Source organism: Hydrogenophaga pseudoflava NBRC 102511 (genome assembly GCF_001592285.1).
Lineage (GTDB): Bacteria > Pseudomonadota > Gammaproteobacteria > Burkholderiales > Burkholderiaceae_C > Hydrogenophaga > Hydrogenophaga pseudoflava.
The window spans coordinates 67,632-84,643 of the sequence record NZ_BCWQ01000014.1 but is presented as its reverse complement, the minus strand read 5'-3'; the positions used below and the strand labels follow the sequence as shown (position 1 = coordinate 84,643).

General features: G+C 69.1%; 15 protein-coding genes and 1 tRNA gene. 7 read left to right on the top strand and 9 right to left on the bottom strand.

The genetic code is table 11. The annotated features are described in order from the left end of the window. The first annotated feature begins 32 nt into the window (after positions 1 to 32). Positions 33 to 1,643, top strand: a complete 1,611-nt coding sequence (locus tag HPS01S_RS17035) for an ABC transporter permease (protein WP_066158660.1) — start codon at positions 33 to 35, stop codon at positions 1,641 to 1,643. Between the two features lies 1 nt (position 1,644). Here HPS01S_RS17035 and HPS01S_RS17030 read toward each other — a convergent pair. The 5 genes from HPS01S_RS17030 to HPS01S_RS17010 form a co-directional block, all read right to left on the bottom strand. Beyond that, positions 1,645 to 1,719, bottom strand: a tRNA-Arg gene (locus HPS01S_RS17030). 41 nt (positions 1,720 to 1,760) lie between these two features. Further along, a complete protein-coding gene (locus HPS01S_RS17025; RefSeq protein WP_066158657.1) occupies positions 1,761 to 5,660 on the bottom strand; it encodes a translocation/assembly module TamB domain-containing protein in 3,900 nt (1,299 codons plus the stop codon). Beyond that, positions 5,660 to 7,588, bottom strand: coding sequence for an autotransporter assembly complex protein TamA (locus tag HPS01S_RS17020; RefSeq protein ID WP_084397465.1), 1,929 nt, complete (start codon positions 7,586 to 7,588; stop codon positions 5,660 to 5,662). The genes HPS01S_RS17025 and HPS01S_RS17020 overlap by 1 nt, the downstream gene beginning before the upstream one ends. A 6-nt stretch (positions 7,589 to 7,594) precedes the next feature. Further along, positions 7,595 to 8,782, bottom strand: a complete 1,188-nt coding sequence (locus HPS01S_RS17015) for a vWA domain-containing protein (protein WP_066158651.1) — start codon at positions 8,780 to 8,782, stop codon at positions 7,595 to 7,597. A 28-nt stretch (positions 8,783 to 8,810) separates the two neighbouring features. Beyond that, a complete protein-coding gene (locus tag HPS01S_RS17010) occupies positions 8,811 to 9,665 on the bottom strand; it encodes an AAA family ATPase (protein WP_066158648.1) in 855 nt (284 codons plus the stop codon). A gap of 127 nt (positions 9,666 to 9,792) precedes the next feature. On the opposite strand from HPS01S_RS17010, the gene HPS01S_RS17005 reads away from it, so the two are divergent. Continuing rightward, positions 9,793 to 10,461, top strand: a complete 669-nt coding sequence (locus HPS01S_RS17005) for a c-type cytochrome (protein ID WP_066158645.1) — start codon at positions 9,793 to 9,795, stop codon at positions 10,459 to 10,461. A 47-nt stretch (positions 10,462 to 10,508) separates the two neighbouring features. On the opposite strand, the gene HPS01S_RS17000 is transcribed toward HPS01S_RS17005, so the two are convergent. After that, entirely contained in the window at positions 10,509 to 10,946 is a 438-nt protein-coding gene (locus HPS01S_RS17000) for a DUF1841 family protein (protein WP_066158643.1), read from the bottom strand. A 38-nt stretch (positions 10,947 to 10,984) separates the two neighbouring features. On the opposite strand from HPS01S_RS17000, the gene pcaF reads away from it, so the two are divergent. The 4 genes from pcaF to HPS01S_RS16980 all read left to right on the top strand — a co-directional run bounded on the left by pcaF (position 10,985) and on the right by HPS01S_RS16980 (position 14,118). Further along, positions 10,985 to 12,187 (top strand): 3-oxoadipyl-CoA thiolase, encoded by a 1,203-nt coding sequence (gene pcaF, locus HPS01S_RS16995; RefSeq protein WP_066158639.1) that lies wholly within the window; start codon positions 10,985 to 10,987, stop codon positions 12,185 to 12,187. Next, positions 12,184 to 12,948, top strand: a complete 765-nt coding sequence (locus HPS01S_RS16990; protein WP_066158636.1) for a sulfite exporter TauE/SafE family protein — start codon at positions 12,184 to 12,186, stop codon at positions 12,946 to 12,948. The genes pcaF and HPS01S_RS16990 overlap by 4 nt, the downstream gene beginning before the upstream one ends. 30 nt (positions 12,949 to 12,978) lie before the next feature. Continuing rightward, entirely contained in the window at positions 12,979 to 13,596 is a 618-nt protein-coding gene (locus tag HPS01S_RS16985) for an AAA family ATPase (RefSeq protein WP_066158633.1), read from the top strand. 66 nt (positions 13,597 to 13,662) lie between these two features. Further along, positions 13,663 to 14,118: a MaoC family dehydratase gene (locus HPS01S_RS16980; RefSeq protein WP_066158631.1), complete on the top strand. Its 456-nt coding sequence runs from the start codon at positions 13,663 to 13,665 to the stop codon at positions 14,116 to 14,118. Between the two features lie 7 nt (positions 14,119 to 14,125). Here HPS01S_RS16980 and HPS01S_RS16975 read toward each other — a convergent pair whose 3' ends face one another. The 3 genes from HPS01S_RS16975 to HPS01S_RS16965 all read right to left on the bottom strand — a co-directional run bounded on the left by HPS01S_RS16975 (position 14,126) and on the right by HPS01S_RS16965 (position 15,687). Further along, positions 14,126 to 14,449 carry a hypothetical protein gene (locus HPS01S_RS16975; protein WP_066158628.1) on the bottom strand — a complete coding sequence of 108 codons (324 nt, stop codon included), beginning with the start codon at positions 14,447 to 14,449 and terminating at the stop codon, positions 14,126 to 14,128. Positions 14,450 to 14,603: 154 nt separating this feature from the next. Continuing rightward, a complete protein-coding gene (trmL, locus tag HPS01S_RS16970; protein WP_066158875.1) occupies positions 14,604 to 15,077 on the bottom strand; it encodes a tRNA (uridine(34)/cytosine(34)/5-carboxymethylaminomethyluridine(34)-2'-O)-methyltransferase TrmL in 474 nt (157 codons plus the stop codon). Between the two features lie 94 nt (positions 15,078 to 15,171). After that, positions 15,172 to 15,687: a ComF family protein gene (locus tag HPS01S_RS16965; protein WP_255284236.1), complete on the bottom strand. Its 516-nt coding sequence runs from the start codon at positions 15,685 to 15,687 to the stop codon at positions 15,172 to 15,174. Between the two features lie 288 nt (positions 15,688 to 15,975). Between HPS01S_RS16965 and HPS01S_RS16960 the strand changes: the two genes are divergently transcribed. After that, a complete protein-coding gene (locus tag HPS01S_RS16960) occupies positions 15,976 to 16,881 on the top strand; it encodes a hypothetical protein (protein ID WP_066158625.1) in 906 nt (301 codons plus the stop codon). Positions 16,882 to 17,012 lie beyond the last annotated feature (131 nt).

Here is a 17,012-nt window from a genome sequence, read left to right as displayed (position 1 = left end):
TGGTCCATTGTAGATAACTACAATTCTCATTTGTGTTGTCCCGCATTTCCTCCACCGTTGGTCTGCTGCTGCTGGCCCTGGCGCTGACCCTGCCGGTGCTGGCGCTGCTGGCGTCCTGGTCCCAGTTCGACGCCGCGGCGCGCGAGGTGCTCGCGGAAATGTCGCGCACCGTGCTGCCGGACTACACCGTCACGTCGGTGGTGCTGTGCCTGAGCGTGGCGCTGGGTGTCGCGGTGGTGGGCATGGCCACCGCCAGCGCCGTCACCCTGTTCGACTTCCCCGGGCGGCGCGTGTTCGAGTGGGCGCTGCTGCTGCCGCTGGCCATGCCGGCCTATGTGGTGGCCTACGCCTACACCGACTTCCTGCAGTTCAGCGGCCCGCTCCAGGTCTGGATGCGCGAGAGCTTCGGCCTGCGCGGGCGGGTGTTCCCCGAGATCCGCAACACGCCGGGCGCGGTCTGGGTCTTCACCTTCTCGCTTTACCCCTATGTCTACCTGCTGGCGCGCACGGCACTGACCGAGCGCGCGGCGCAGCTGATGGAAGCTGCCCGCCTGCTGGGCGCGCCGCTGTCGCGCCGCATCCGCGAGGTGGCGCTGCCGCTGGCGCGCCCGGCGGTGGCGGCGGGGGTGGCGCTGGCACTGATGGAGACGCTGGCCGACTTCGGCGTGGCCAGCTACTTCGGCATCCAGACCTTCACCGCCGGCATCTACAAGGCCTGGCTGTCCATGGACATGCCGCTGGCGGCGGCGCAGCTGGCCACCATGCTGCTGGCGCTGGTGGCGCTGCTGCTGTGGCTGGAGCGGCGCGCGCAGCAGCGCATGCGCTTTGCCTCGCTGCGCGGCCAGCGCGCCGGCAGCGCCGACGCGCAGCCGGTGCCGCTGTCGGGCGGGCGGTCCGCGCTGGCCTGGCTGGCCTGCGCGCTGCCCATTCTGTTTGGTTTCGTGCTGCCGGTGCTGTTCATGCTGCGCCCGCTGATCGGCGGCTGGGAAGAACTGCCCTGGACCTCGTTCGTGCAGTGGGCCGGCAACAGCGTGCGCCTGGCCGCCATCAGCGCGGCGGCGGCCACGGTGCTGGCCCTGGTGCTGGCGTTTGCCGTGCGCACCCGGCCCGGTCCGCTGACACGGGGTGTGGTGCAACTGGCGGGGCTGGGCTATGCGGTGCCGGGCGCGGTGATCGTGGTCGGCCTGCTGCTGCCGGTGGGCTGGGCGCAGAAGGCCTTTCCCGATGGCAGCATCGGCTACTGGGTGACCGCCACCGTGATGGGCATCGTCTGGGCCTACCTGGTTCGCTTCACGGCGGTGGCCCTGCAATCGGCGCAGAGCGGCTATGCGCGCATCCCGGCCAGCCTGGACGACTCGGCCCGCATGCTCGGCACCACCGGCGCTGCGCTGGCCGCCCGCGTGCACTGGCCGCTGCTGCGGCGCACGACGGCGGCGGCGGCGCTGCTGGTGTTTGTGGACGTGATGAAGGAACTGCCGGCCACCCTGGTGCTGCGGCCCTTCAACAGCGACACCCTGGCGGTGGTGGCCTACCAGCTGGCGCGCGACGAGCGCCTGGGGGAGGCGGCCTTGCCAGCCCTGACGCTGGTGCTGGTGGGCCTGGTGCCGGTGATCATGCTCTCGCGTACGTTGCGCCAGCGGTGACTGGTACCACCAACAGGAATCGAACCTGTATCTAGCGCTTAGGAGGCGCTCGTTCTATCCATTGAACTATGGCGGCTTGAGAGAGCCCGCATTGTATGTGCGGCGCCCGGGGGGTTTTCAGTCGTAGCGGTGGGTGAAGATCAGGTCGATCGCGTTCTCGGTGCCGGCGCGTGCGCGCAGGGTCAGGCGGCGCGAGAGGTCGTACAGGATCGAGACCGTGCTCATGGCGCCGGCCAGGCTCTGTTCGTAGCTCAGGTAGAGGTCGCTGGAGAGGCGCTTGCCCAGCGTGAGCGCCGCCCCGGTGGTGGTGCCGTCGGCGCTGGTGCCCGAGCCGGAGAAGCCGATCTCGTCGATGCCCAGCGTGCGCGCCAGCGCACCGTCCAGCGGCTCGCCACCGCTGGAGAGCAGGCGCCGCGCCGCCTGCTGCAGCACGAAGGCCTGCGCCCCGGCGGCCGAGGCCGGGCGACCGAGCACCAGCCAGGCCAGCTTGTCGCCGTCGGGCAGGTCCGGGTCGGCGAACAGGGCCACGCGCGGGGCCTGGGCGTTGCCGCTGAGCTGCACCCCCACGCGCTGGTTGGTGTTTTCGGGCAGCACGCGCACGGCGCGGATGTCCAGCGCCGGGTCGTCGTAGGGGCCGGTGAAGCGCAGCACGCCCGACTCGATGCGCAGATTCTGGTCGTAGGCGCGGAAGGTGCCGTTGACGGTGCGCACCTCGCCCAGCACGCGCGGCGTCGGCAGGGCGGGCGTGGCGCGCAGGCTGAGCTGCCCCTCCAGACGCGCGTCCAGACCCTGGCCACGCACCTCGAACTGCGGCCCCAGGTCCAGCGCGACCGAGACGTCCGGCAACACGCGCTGGCCGGTGCCTTCGGGCACGGGCAGGTCGCGCGTGCTGCGCACCACCACGTCGTCGCCCAGGCTGGGCGTGCTCTCGTCGGGCAGGATGAACAGCGCCGAGTCGGCCTTGAGCTGGCCGCGCAGCTGCAGCAGGCGGCCGTCCAGCGTGGCATTGGCGTCGCCCGACAGCGTGAGGCGGCGGTCGGGGCGGCTGGAGATGCGCAGGCGCTGCGCCTGGGCCTTCAGCTCGATGTAGGGCTGGCGCAGCAGGCTGCCGGGCACGCTGCGCCACTCGGCCTGGCCGCTGGCCTCCAGCGTGCCGCCGCTGGCCGCGCCGCCCGGGCCCTGCAGGCTGAAGCGGTCGACGCGGATGCGCTCGCCCGCGAGGGTGGCGCGGAGCTGCCCGTTGGTGAAGGCGATGCCATCGACGACGGAGCGCAGGGCCAGCTCGTCGGCCTGCAGGCTGCCGCTCCATGCGGGCGATCCGCGCGTGCCGCCCAGGCGGGCGTCGGCGCTGAGCGTGCCCTGCATGCGCCAGCCGGGCGGCGCCAGCAGCGACCACACCCCCACCTGCGGCAGCCGCACCTGGGCCGAGCCGCTGAGCGGGGCGCTGGCGGGCCACCAGCGTTCGAGCGGGTCGGTGCTGTCGCCGGTGCCGCTGCCGAGCGTGCTGGCGAGGTCGGCGCTGGCCTGGCCCAGGCGCTCGGTGTCCCAGCGCAGCAGCGCCTGCAGCCGCCGGTCCTGCACGTTCAGGCTCAGCCTCGCGTCCCGCACACCGGCCGACAGGGGCGCGTCCGGGCTGCCGTTGCCGCCGTTCCATCGCAGGTCGCCGCTGCGCCGCTGCAGGCTGGCCGCCAGGGTGAACGGGGCGGACGGGTTCGTGGGCAGGCGCAGGTCCCAGTCGCCGTCGAGCACCAGGTCGCCGGCCAGGCCGTTCGAGGCCAGCGGGGACGGCGCGGGCCCCAGGGCCGCGAACGACTCCAGCCAGGGCAGCGACAGGCCCTGCAGCCGGCCCCGGGTGTCCAGCGTCTGGGCCTGCCAGACCAGGCGCTGCCAGTCTAGGGTGAGCGGGGTCTGGGGGGCGGCCGCGGTGCCGGGCAGGGGGCTGAGCGCCAGCGCGCCGGTGCCCGCGTCCAGCGCCAGGCCGTTGGCCGGGTCGATGGTCCACCCCAGCCGCAGCGGCGTGGTGCTGTCCAGCCGCCAGCCGGGCGTGCGGGCCGATGCCGTCTCGGGGTTCAGGCGCAGCTGCAGGCGGGACAGGTCGAGCCGGCCGCCCGTGGAGGCCACGCCCAGCTGCCCTCCCGCGTCTAGGCCCAGCCGCCAGCCGGCGGTGGTGGCGCTGCCGGCCGCGTTGAGCGCGAGGGCGTCCAGCGGGCCGGCGGCGCTCAGCGCCAGGCCTTCGATGCGCAGCGGTGCGGCGCCGTCGCCGCCCTGCCAGCCGAGGCCGGGCAGGTTCAGCGTGGCCTGCAGCCGGGGTGGTGCCACCGGGGTCACCGGCGCTGATGGGGATGTGGACGCCGCAGCCGGTGCCGGCCAGCCCAGCGCGGCCAGCCCGCCCGACCACTGCACCCGGGCGCTGCCGCCGTTGTCGACGCGCAGCCGGTCGAGCGAGGCCAGCATGTCGCGTGCCGATGCGCTCCACACCGGCAGGCTGCGCAGGCCGCGCACCCAGTCGAGCAGGCGGGGCGTGTTGTCCAGCCGCGCGCGCAGGTCGCCTTGTCCGCTGGCGTGGCCGGCCTGGCCGTCCCAGTCCAGCCGCGCCCCGGGCAGCTCCAGACCCCAGCGGCCCTGCAGGCTGCGCTGAGCCGGCTCCAGCCGGCCCTGGCCCTGCAGCCGCGCGCCCGCCGCGCCCAGCTGCGCCTGCAGGTCGACGGCGCCGGCAGGTGCGGGTGAGGGGGCGGCGCGCGCGCTGGCCTTGCCGTCGAGCACGCCGGGCGGCAGCGTGCTCCAGAGCCGCGTGGACTGCACACCCTGGACCTGCAGTTCGCCTTGCCAGTCGGTGAGGGCCGATGCCCCCTGGCCAGCAGGGCCCGCTGTGAACGAGGCCTGGCCTTGCAGGGTGCCGCCGCCCAGCCGCGCCTGCAGCCCGCGCACGGTCCAGCGCCCGCCGCTCTGCAGCACCTCGGCCTGCAGCTGCTGCAGCGGCAGGCCCTGCTGGTCGGCGGGCTGCTCGCGGGCGTTGGTGAGCTGCACCCTGGCGCGCCAGCCGTCGCCTTCGGGCTGCGCCTGCAGCTGCCCGCTCAGCGCTGTCACCGGCGCGGTTGGCCAGAGCATGGCGAGGTTGAGGGCGCGCGCGTTCACGTCGGCGCTGTGCAGGGGCTGGTCGGCCCAGGGCAGCACGCGGGCGGTGAGCGACAGGGTGGTGGCGTCCGGGCCGGTGGCGCCGTCCGCGGGTTGGGCCTGGGCGCTGATGTCGAGCGCGGCGCCCACACCGGCCAGCGTGCCGTTGGCGCGCGCCTGGGCCTGCAGCTGCAGCGCAGGCCCGTCGGGCACGCGGCCCTGCACCTCGCCCTGCAGCGCCAGCGCCAGGGGCAGCGGGGCCTGCGCGCCCAGGTTGAGCTGCCCGCGGTAGCGCCCGTCGGCCCACTGCAGCGAATCGAGGCGCAGGCGGTGCGCGGCGGTCACGCCCGGCGTGTCGGGCAGGGCGGGTTCGTCCATGGGCGTGGACAGCGCGGCGTAGCGGTAGTGCCCGGCGATGTCCGTGGCGCTCAGCGCCTGCCGGCCCGTGAGCTCGAAACGCTGCAGCGAAAAGCCCAGGCTCAGCGGCAGCGGCAGGGGCAGGCTCAGGTCTGCCAGTGGCTCGCTCGGCGTGGGAGGGCGCTGGTCGTCCACCCGCAGGCTGCGGATGGCCAGCGACGGGATGTGCAGGCCCCGGCCTTGCAGCGCGTCGGTCCACAGCGCGTCGCCCCATTGCAGCGCCACGCCCTCGGCCTGCACCGTGAGGCCGTCCTGCGACCAGCGCAGGCTGCCGATGCGCCCGCCGCCGCGCAGGCTGCCTTCGACGTTGTCGGTCTGCAGGCGGCCCGGCGAAGCGTCCGCCTCCTGGGTCCAGCGTCCGGCCCAGGCCAGTGCCTGCGCGAGCGAACCGGGCGTGCCGGCCCATAGCCAGAGCGCGACCACCGCCGCGAGCAGCAGACCCAGCGCGCCGCCCGCCAGCCACAGCCCGGTCCGAAGCGCGCGCATCAGAAACTGAACCCCACGTTGAGGTGGACGCGCAGGCGCTTGGGCCCCAGGCCATAGGCCAGGTCCAGCTGCAGCGGGCCCACCGGGCTGTTGTATCGCAGCCCGGCGCCCACGCCCACCTTGGGGCTGGTGTGCGAGGGCTGGTTGGTCACGATGCCCGCGTCGGCAAACAGCACGCTTTCCCAGTCGGTGCGCACGCCGCCGCGCCAGATCGGGCGCTGCCATTCGAAGCTGGCCACCGCCATGTAGCGCCCCGGCGCGACGCTGCCATCGGCCTGGGGCACACCGATGTCGCGCAGGCCGTAGCCGCGCACCGTGTTGTCGCCCCCGGTGAGGAACAGCTGCGTGTCGGGAATGCGGGCGGTGCTGTCGGCCAGCAGTGCGCCACCCTGCAGCCGAAGGGCCAGCCGACCGAGGCGGCTGGGCGGCGGGGCAGTGGTGGGCTCGCGCGTTTCAGCGGTGGCGGTCCAGGCGCCGAGCCCGCGGTCCAGCGGCCAGTAGCCCAGCCAGCGCGCCTGCGTGCTCAGGAACGGTTTGCGCTCACTGCCAAGCGTGGTGCCGGCGCCCAGCGTCAGGCCCAGGCCGTAGCCGCTCTGGGGAAAGGGCAGCTGGTCGAAGCGGCGCCAGGTCCAGCCGTAATTGACCGAGACGGCGGCCTCGTTGCCGTCGGACGAGAGGCTGGCGAGCGCGGTGTTCACGGTTCGCGCGCGGTCGTATTGCACGAAGTAGCGCCGGTCCATGCGCGGGCTGTTTTGCGCCTTGCCCAGGCTCAGCCGCAGGCTGGAGACGGTGTTGTCGCCATCGGTCTGCCGCGCCAGGCGTCCGCCCGTCAGCCAGTGCCAGCCATCGTCCTCCACCGGCGCGCTCCAGTCGGTGGACAGCAGCTGGTCGTGGCGCTCCAGCTGCAGCTTGCTGCGCGCCTGCCAGCCCAGGAAGGGCATGCGCAGGTGCTGGTGTTCGGCCGAGAGGCGCGGGCCGTTGTTGGTGCTGCCGCCGATGCCCAGCACCACCTTCTTGAGCGGCGCTTCGCGCACCTGCACCACCACCGGCGCCGGGGCGTCGGCCTCACCGGCAGCGTCCAGGTCCACGTAGGCGAACACCGAGCTGTAGTAGCCGGTGTCGGCGATGTGCTGCTGCGCGTCCTGCAGCCGCGACAGGCTGTAGTCGGTGCCGGGCCGCAGGCCGGCCAGCCACACCAGGCGCTCGACCGTGCGCGGGTCGTAGCGCTCGGCGCCCTCCACCTGCACCTCGCCGATCTTCACCGGCGCGCCGGAGTCGAGTTCGATGTGCCAGTGCGCGGCGTGGCCGGTGGCGTCGATGTCGCTCAAGCTGTTGGCGATGCGCGCGCGCGGGTAGCGCTCCGCGGTGAGCAGTCGCAGGGTGTCGGATTTGGTGCGGTCCCAGGCCGCCTGCGAGAAGGGTTGCCCCACCGCCTGCTGACCGCGTTGGCGCACCGCCTCGCGCTGGTTTTCGGCCTCGGCGTGGCGGGCAATGTCGCCGCTGAAATAGACCGCCGAGGACGCCACCTGGGTGGGCGGGCCGGGTTCGATGCGGATCTGCACGTCGCCCAGCGGTGCGCTGCCGGGCCGGCGGGTGACCTCCACCTCCGGCGAAAAGAAGCCTTGCGTGCCCAGCAACTGCCGCAGGTTGTCGGGTGCCGCGAGCAGCAGTCGGTCGAGTTCACCGCTGTCCAGGTCCGGCAGGTGGCGGTAGCGCTGCAGCTCGATGTGGCGCGACAAGAAGGCCTGCAGGTCTGGCGGCGCCTGCAGCGTAATCGCAAAACGTTCGGGCTCGCCGCGGGTGTCGCTGGCTTCTGGGGCGCTGCCCGGGTCGGGCTCCGCCGCCTGCAGCGGTATGCCCAGGAGCAGCAGCGACAACAGACAAAAAAGCCGTGTGGAAGCCACACGGCGCCGGGAGGTGAGGGTCATGCAGGCTTATTTCGAGAGCATTCTCATCGTGTCCTCCAGCCCCTTGAGGGTCAGCGGGAACATGCGCTGCCCCACGAGTTGCTGGACGATGCTGATGCTCTGTCGATACTGCCACACGCCCTGAGGTTCCGGGTTGATCCAGGCAAATTTCGGGAACGCGTGTGTGAGCCGTTGTAACCACTCCGCACCCGCTTCTTCGTTGTTGTATTCCACGCTGCCGCCGGGTTGCAGGATCTCGTACGGGCTCATGGTGGCGTCGCCCACGAAGATCAGTTTGTAGTCCTTGTTGTACTTGCGGATGATGTCCCATGTCGGGAACTTCTCGGCGTAGCGGCGCTTGTTGTTCTTCCACATGAAGTCGTAGACGCAGTTGTGGAAGTAATAGAACTCCAGGTGCTTGAACTCGGCCTTGACGGCGGAAAACAGCTCCTCGACACGCTGGATGTGTTCGTCCATCGTGCCGCCCACGTCCATCAGCAGCAGCACCTTCACGTTGTTGTGCCGCTCCGGGATCATCTTGATGTCCAGCCAGCCGGCGTTGGCGGCGGTGGCGCGGATGGTGTCGGGCAGGTCCAGCTCCAGGTCGTGGCCCTCGCGCGCGAACTTGCGCAGGCGCCGCAGCGCGACCTTGATGTTGCGCGTGCCCAGTTCCTGCGTGTCGTCGTAGTCGCGGTAGGCGCGCTGGTCCCACACCTTCACCGCCGACTTGTTGCCGCCCTTGCCGCCAATGCGGATGCCCTGCGGGTTCTTGCCGCTGTGGCCGAAGGGTGAGGTGCCACCGGTGCCGATCCACTTGTTGCCGCCTTCGTGACGCTCCTTCTGTTCTTCGAGCCGCTTCTTCAGCGTCTCCATCAGTTCGTCCCAATCCATCTTGGGCGCGTTGGCGATCTGCTCGTCGGTCAGCAGGCGTTCCATCTCCTGACGCAGCCAGTCGGCGGGAATCGGCTTGCTGAAGTCCGCGATCATCTCCACGCCCTTGAAGTAGGCGGCGAAGGCGCGGTCGAACTTGTCGAAGTGCTTCTCGTCCTTGACCAGCGCGGTGCGGGCCAGGAAATAGAAGTCGTCCATGGTGCAGGCGTCCGGGTTGGTCGGCCCGACCACGTCCGCCTTGAGCGCCTCGAGCAGGGTCAGGTACTCCTTGACCGACACCGGCAGCTTGGCCGCGCGCAGGGTGTAGAAGAAGTCGATCAGCATGACGGACCTCCGTCGATGAGCAGGGGGCTCACCGGTTCCTTTGGTTCATGAACACCAGCTTTTCGAACAGCGTCGTGTCCTGCTCGTTCTTGAGCAAGGCGCCCACCAGCGGCGGGATCGACACCTTGTTGTCGGCGCTCTGCAGCGCTTCGAGCGGGATGTCTTCGGCCATCAGCAGCTTGAGCCAGTCCAGCAGTTCGCTGGTGGATGGCTTCTTCTTCAGGCCCGGCAGGTTGCGCACGTCGTAGAACGTCTTCATCGCCGCGGTCAGCAGCTCGTCCTTGAGCGTGGGGAAGTGCACGTCCACGATCTTCTTCATCGTGTCGGCATCGGGGAACTTGATGTAGTGGAAGAAGCAGCGGCGCAGGAAGGCGTCGGGCAGTTCCTTTTCGTTGTTCGAGGTGATGAACACCAGCGGCCGGTGTTTGGCCTTGATGAGTTCGCGCGTTTCGTAGCAGTAGAACTCCATGCGGTCGAGTTCGCGCAGCAGGTCGTTGGGGAACTCGATGTCGGCCTTGTCGATTTCATCGATCAGCAGGGCGACCGGCTGGTCGGCGGTGAAGGCCTGCCACAGCACACCCTGCACGATGTAGTTGCGGATGTCCTTGACGCGCTCGGCGCTGTCGGCGGTGTTTAGCTGGCTGTCGCGCAGGCGGTTCACCGCGTCGTACTCGTAGAGGCCCTGCTGTGCCTTGGTGGTGGACTTGATGTGCCACTGCAGCAGCGGCATGTCCAGCGCCTGCGCCACCTCCTCGGCCAGCATGGTCTTGCCGGTGCCTGGTTCGCCCTTGACGAGCAGCGGGCGTTTGAGCGTGATGGCGGCGTTCACGGCCAGCATCAGGTCCTGGGTGGCGACGTAGTTTTCAGAGCCTTGGAACTTCATGGAGGGGGCGGAGAAGGGCGGTGGATGGGCCTGTGGGTCAGGGTTATCAATAAGCCGTTATTGATGGTCAAGTCTATATAATCGTCTGTTGATTTTTATCAATCGTTCACTTCATTGTGCTTGCAAAATGACCCATCCGCTGCCTACGTTCGCCCGTACTGTTGTCGCCGCTGCGACCCTTCTTGCAGCGGTTTCGGCTGCCCAGGCGCAAGGTGTGACCGGCTCGGCTGAGGCCGGCCAGAAGAAAGCTGAAATGTGCATTGGTTGCCACGGCATCAAGGGCTACCAGAACAGCTTCCCCGAGATCCACAAGGTTCCCAAGATCTCGGGTCAGTCCGACAAGTACATCGTCTCCGCGCTGACCGCCTACAAGAAGGGCGACCGCAAGCACCCTTCCATGCGCGGCATCGCCGGTTCGCTGAGCGAGCAGGACATGGCCGATCTGGCCGCGTTCTATTCGGCACAAGCTGGCGCCGCGCCCGCGGAGACACCCAAGACCGCGAGTGCAGCCGCCGCCGCACTGATCCAGAAGGGTGCCTGCGCCTCCTGCCACGGCGCCAACTTCGCCAAGCCCATCGATCCGAGCTACCCCAAGATCGCCGGCCAGCATTCGGACTACCTCTACGTCGCGCTCAAGTCCTACACGGTCGAGGGCAACAACGTGGTCGGTCGCTCCAACGGCGTGATGGCCGGCATTGCCAAGCAGTTCAAGCCCGCCGAGATGCGCGAGATCGCCAAGTACCTGGGTTCGCTGGACGGCGACCTGCAGACGGTGCCGCAGTCGCGCTTCCGCTGACCTCTGACTTCCCATGAAAAAGCCGCTCATCGAGCGGCTTTTTTGTTTCAGTCCTGGGTGGCGCGACGCCGCACCTGGTCGATGTAGGCCTGCCCGTCCGGCGGGCGGCCCGAGCGCTGGCTCTCCCAGATCATGCGGCCCAGGCACTCCATCACCTCGTGGTGGGCGGCGTGCAGGTCGCCGCGGCGCGCGGTCAGCAGCTCCACCGCTTGGCGGATGCCCGGGGGCTGGTCGATGCTGCACTGCTCGCTGATCGACAGGTGCATGGACAGGTGCAGGAACGGGTTCTCCTGCCCACCGTCGCCGGGGGTGCCCATCTGCGCCAGCGCCGCGTCGACATCCGAGAGCGCGGCGTGGTACTCCGGGTGCTCGGCGATCCACTGGCCGGCCAGCATCTCGATGGCCTCCATGGCCTCGCCGGACTGTTGTTTGGCGTGCACGGCACAGAAGAAGCGCCGGACATCGGCTTGGGACGGACTGAACATGGATGCATTATCCTGCATGTTTTTCGAGGAGACACACCATGCCACAGGCATTCATCTGCGACGCCATCCGCACCCCCTTCGGCCGCTACGGCGGCGCCCTGTCCTCCGTGCGCACCGACGACCTCGGTGCGATTCCCCTCAGAGCGTTGATGGCGCGCAATCCTTCGGTGGACTGGGCCGCTGTCACCGATGTGCTGTTCGGCTGTGCCAACCAGGCCGGTGAAGACAACCGCAACGTCGCCCACATGAGCAGCCTGCTGGCGGGGCTGCAGCTGGAGGTGCCGGGTGCCACCATCAACCGCCTGTGCGGCTCGGGGCTGGACGCGGTGGGCACGGCGGCACGCGCCATCAAGGCCGGCGAAGCGGGGCTGATGATCGCCGGCGGCGTGGAGAGCATGAGCCGCGCGCCGTTCGTGATGCCCAAGGCCGAGAGCGCCTTCAGCCGCGCCAACGCGGTCTACGACACCACCATCGGCTGGCGCTTCGTCAACAAGCTGATGAAGGAGAAGTACGGCGTCGACTCCATGCCCGAGACGGCTGAGAACGTGGCGACCGATTTCAAGATCGAGCGCGAAGCCCAGGACCGCATGGCCCTGGCCAGCCAGATGCGCGCGGTGGCGGCGATCAAGGCCGGGCACTTGGCGCGCGAGATCTGCCCTGTGAGCATTCCGCAGAAGAAGGGCGATGCGGTGGTGGTCGACACCGATGAACACCCGCGAGAGACCAGCCTGGAAGCGCTGGCCAAACTCAAGGGCGTGGTGCGGCCCGACGGCACGGTGACGGCCGGCAACGCCAGCGGTGTCAACGACGGCGCCTGTGCGCTGCTGCTGGCCGACGAGGCCACGGCCGCGAAGAACGGCCTGACGCCCAAGGCCCGCATCGTCGGCATGGCCACGGCCGGGGTGGCGCCGCGCATCATGGGCATCGGCCCTGCGCCGGCCACGCAGAAGGTGCTGGCCCAGACCGGGCTGACGCTGGAGCAGATCGACGTGATCGAACTCAACGAAGCCTTTGCGGCCCAGGGCCTGGCTGTCCTGCGCCTGCTGGGGCTCAAGGACGACGACGAGCGCGTGAACGCCTGGGGCGGCGCCATCGCGCTGGGCCACCCGCTGGGCGCCAGCGGCGCGCGCCTGGCCACCACGGCGGTCAACCGCCTGCACGCCACCGGCGGACGCTACGCGCTGTGCACCATGTGCATCGGCGTGGGCCAGGGCATTGCGCTGATAGTCGAGCGCGTGTGAGCGCGCTGCCGCTGATCACCGATCCGTTCTTCTACGCGGTCTCGATCCCGGCGGTGCTGCTGCTGGGCGTGAGCAAGAGCGGCTTCGGTGCGGGCTTCGGTTCGCTGGCTGTGCCCATGATGGCGCTGGCGGTCACAGTGCCGCAGGCGGCGGCGATCCTGATGCCGGTGCTGCTGGTGATGGACCTGCTGGGCATGGCGGCCTTTCGCAAGGATGTGGACCGGGCACTGCTGAAATTCCTGCTGCCGTTCGGCCTGGCCGGCATCGTCCTGGGCACCGTGTTGTTCCGCGTCCTGGACGCCCGGGTGGTGGCCGGGGTGGTGGGGCTGGTGACGCTGCTGTTCCTGGCGCAGCGCCTGCTGTTTCCGCCCCGCGCCGACAGCCCGCCACCGCCGAAATGGCTGGGCGCGATCCTGACAGCCACGTCCGGCTTCACCAGTTTCATCGCCCACGCGGGCGGGCCCCCGATCAATGCCTATGTGATTCCGCTGAAGCTCCGGCCGGTGCTGTTCACAGGCACCATGGCCTTTTTCTTCTTCTTCATAAACCTGTCCAAGTGGATTCCGTACGCCTGGCTGGGCCTGCTGGACTGGCGCAACATGGCCACCTCGCTGGCATTGCTGCCATTCGCGCCGATCGGGGTGTGGGTGGGTGTGCGCATCGCGCACCGCATCAACCAGGCGCTGTTCTACCGCATGGTCTATACCGGCATGTTCCTGACCGCGGTGAAGCTGCTCTGGGATGCACGCCCGTTAACATAGCCGGCGTTCCATGCACCCGAGGAGGTCCGTATGCCGGTGGTGGTGATCGCAAATCCGAAGGGAGGGGTGGGCAAGTCCACCCTGTCGACCAACGTGGCCGGCTACCTGGCCAGCCGCGGCCACGCCGTGATGCTGGGCGACGCCGACCGCCAGCAGTCGTCCGCGCTCTGGCTGAGCCTGCGCCCTGCGGCCGCCCGCCCGATCCGCTCGTGGGAAGTGTCGGGCGACCATGTGGGCAAGCCGCCCAAAGGGACGACCCATGTGGTGCTGGACACGCCCGCCGGCCTGCACGGATCGCTGTGTAAGGAAGCGCTCAAACATGCCGACAAGGTGCTGGTGCCGCTGCAGCCGAGCATCTTCGACATCTACGCCACGCGCGCGTTTCTTGACGAGCTCGCTCAGTCCAAGCACGCGGGGCATCTGCAGGTGGGCATCGTCGGCATGCGGGTCGATGCCCGCACGATTGCGGCCGACAAGCTGCACGAGTTTGTCGATGGGCTGGGGCTGCCGGTTCTGGGCTACCTGCGCGACACGCAGAACTACATCCACCTCGCCGCGCGCGGGCTCACGCTGTTCGATGTGGCGCCCAGCCGTGTGGAAAAAGACCTGGAGCAGTGGCGCGGCATCTGCGACTGGCTGGACCGCTGAACCCGGTCCGGCGCTGTCGCGGTGCCGACAGTGCCTTTCAGGGTCCTGGACCTAGAGTCGGCCTCCATGAGAAGCTTTGACACCCTCGACGAACTTGCGGCCTGTGTGGGTCAGGAAGTGGCCACCAGCGACTGGGTCACCGTGACCCAGGAGCAGGTCAACCGCTTCGCCGACGCGACCGGTGACCACCAGTGGATCCATGTGGACGTGGAGCGCGCGCGTGCGGGCCCCTTCGGTGCACCGATCGCGCACGGCTTCCTTACCCTGTCGCTGCTGCCCGTGTTTTTCGACTCGGCGTTCGAAATCCGGCAGGGCGGCATGGGGGTGAACTACGGACTGAACAAGGTGCGCTTCACCTCACCCGTCCCGGTGGGCAGTCGCCTGCGGGCGCGCATGACGCTGTTGACGGCCACCCCGATCGAAGGCAATGGCCTGCAGATGGCCTGGTCGGTGGCCGTTGAGCGCGAAGGGGCCGAGAAGCCGGTGTGTGTGGCCGAAGCCTTGGTGCGGCGCTATCCCTGAGCGTCGCTCAGCGGATACGTCCCAGCTGACGGGCGTCGACCCAGCCTTCGAAAACCGCAAGGAGGGCGTTGATCCGCTCGGCCGCCACCGTCTGGCTGGTGGCTTGGGAAATGAGCTGGTAGGCGTCGTTGCGCAGCAACCAGAGATCCTGCACGGTCTGCGTTTGCTCGATCTTGTGCCGCAACCGGTGCACGGAGATGCCGTCGCAGTCCGCCACGGTCTGCAGCAGGGCAGACCGGATGACCTGAAGATCTTTCAGGCTCGGCACGGCCTTGGCCCCCTTGCCGGGCGCAGCCTTGCCTTTGAAGAGCCTGGTCAGCGTCGCAATCAAAAAAACCTCCGGGCTGCCCGCAGGGGCAGGACGTCTACACGATACAGCAAGGGGATATGTACCGCATGATGCGGCGGATGAACGAACCCGCGTATTGTGGTTGACCGCAACCCCCAAATGTGGGGTGCGTCCCTCAGCAAAGAAGTGATATGCATCACGGTTTTCTTGCTCCGAATCCCTGTTGGCGCCACGCTTCGTAAACAAGCACCGCCACGGCGTTGGAAAGATTGAGGCTGCGTTGGCCTTCCAGCATGGGAAGCCGCAACTGCCGTTCTGCGGCGAAGTGCTCGCGCACGCTGGTTGGCAGCCCCTCGGTCTCGCAGCCGAAGACCAGCCAGTCGCCGGGCATGAAGCGCTGGGCATAGGCCTGGCCCTGTCCCCGGGTGGTGAGGGCGAACATGCGCTCGCGAACCGGTTGGGCGGTGTCGAGGAACTGTGTCCATGAGGGGTGGCGCTGGACACTGGCGTATTCGTGATAGTCCAGTCCGGCCCGGCGCATCTGCTTGTCGTCCATCGAGAAACCCAGGGGCTCGATCAGATGCAGATGGCATCCCGTGTTGGCGCACAGGCGGATCACATTGCCCGTGTTGGGCGGGATCTGCGGTGTGACCAGGACAACGTGGAACATGGGGCGAGGCGCTGCCTTCAACGCGGTGACCGGTGGGCCGGCCTTGTCTTCTACCCCCTTGGTGGGCGCGATCATAAGCGCATATGGAGCGGTGTCATCGACCAGTCTCCCCGTCTTGTGCCGCCTGTGGCGTTCGCGCCAAAACCAGGGCCCGAACCTCGGTGGCGCCGGCATGGCGAAGCGCCAGTCCTGCATGATGCAAGGTAGCGCCCGTGGTGCGCACGTCGTCAACAAGGACCACCCGCTTTTCTGCCAGCCTTGATACCACGAGGGGGTGGACCACGAATGCGCCTCGCAGATTGACCAGTCGCTGCGCGCGCGTGAGGCGGTGCTGGTCCGACGTGTCACCCAGGCGCACCAAGGCCTCCGCCATGGTCTGGAGGCCGGTGCGCCGACCGATTACTCGGCACAGCTCCCAAGCCTGGTTGTAGCCCCGCTCGGCCAGTCGCGCTGGTGTCACGGGCACCGGCACCAGCAACATGTCGGGCGCAAGGAAGTCCTGCCTGGAGGCGGATTGCACCATCAGGTCCCCGAGCGGGCCGGCCCAGCCCGGTTCGTTGCGAAACTTGAACCGGCCAATAAACCCGTTCCACGGGAACCGGTAGTCCACGGCGGTCAGGCACCTCTGCACGGGGGATGGCCCTGTGGCCGTCAGGCATTCGCCACACAGCGCAGCATCGTCAGGCAGCGGCCTGGCGCAGCGCTGGCAGCGACCGAGGGGCGGCGCATGGCGCTGGCAACACGCCGGGCAGATCGGCGCTGCCGGCCAGCTGCCGCAGACCTGGCAGATGGAGGGCAGCCCGGGTATCCGGTGCAGCAAAGCGGTCAGAACTCCCATGCGGGCCAATATACTGGCGCGCCTTCGCCAGCCGGCCGCCACCCCTGTCAACAGACCTCTGTGACCCACCCCACCGAAGAATCGCCCGTACCCGGGCTTGATCCCGTCGCAGCGCGGCGCTGGCTGCTTCGCTCGCATGCGGCCAGCCCCTGGCTGCACGAGGAGGTGGCCCGGCGCATGATTGACCGCCTTCAGTGGTTCCGGGAGCAGCCGGCCAGCTGGTTGCACTGGGAGCCGTTGATGGGCGGACTGGAGGCGCATCGCAGCCTGGCTGCGCGATTGCCGAATGCCCGCTGCCTGGTGTTTGCGGAGGACCTGCGCGTGACCGAGCGCTTGCAGGGCGGGGCCGGCCGGTCGCTCCGGTCGCTCCTGGGCTGGGGCAAGTCCAGCGCACCCGCTGTGGCCACCGCAGACACCCGGGTGGCGATGCTGTGGGCCAATATGGTGCTGCACCAGGAGCCCCGCCCCCAGGCCCTGCTGCGTCGCTGGCACGGGCACATCGATGTCGGCGGATTTCTGATGTTCTCCTGCCTGGGACCCGACAGCCTGAGCGAGCTGCGGGGCATTTACCAGGGCCAGGGCTGGCCATCACCCGCCCACAGCTTCACCGACATGCACGACTGGGGTGACATGCTGGTGCAGGCGGGCTTCGCCGAGCCCGTGATGGACATGGAGCGCATCACGCTGACCTACAGCAGTGCGGCGGCCATGCTGGACGAGTTGCGCAGCTTTGGCCGCAACCTGGGAGCGGCTCGGTTTCCTGGGCTGCGGGGGCGCGGGTGGCGCGCGCGCATCGAGTCCGCCATCGAGCAGCACGGGCCGCGCGACGGTCATGGGCGCCTGACCCTGGGGTTCGAGATCAACTATGGGCACGCGTTCAAGTCGGCGCCCCGACCCCAGGCCGGGGACAGCCAGTCGGTCTCGGTGGACGAGATGCGGGCCATGCTGCGAAAACGGCGCGGCTGATCTGCTACCAGGGCGCGCCCCAGATGCCGTACAGCGGGCGGTGGGCGGTTTCTGGTCGCTACAATTGACATAAATCAAACTCCGCACGCCGAATCTTCGGCAGGCGTAATCCCATGTCGGACGCTCCCGGC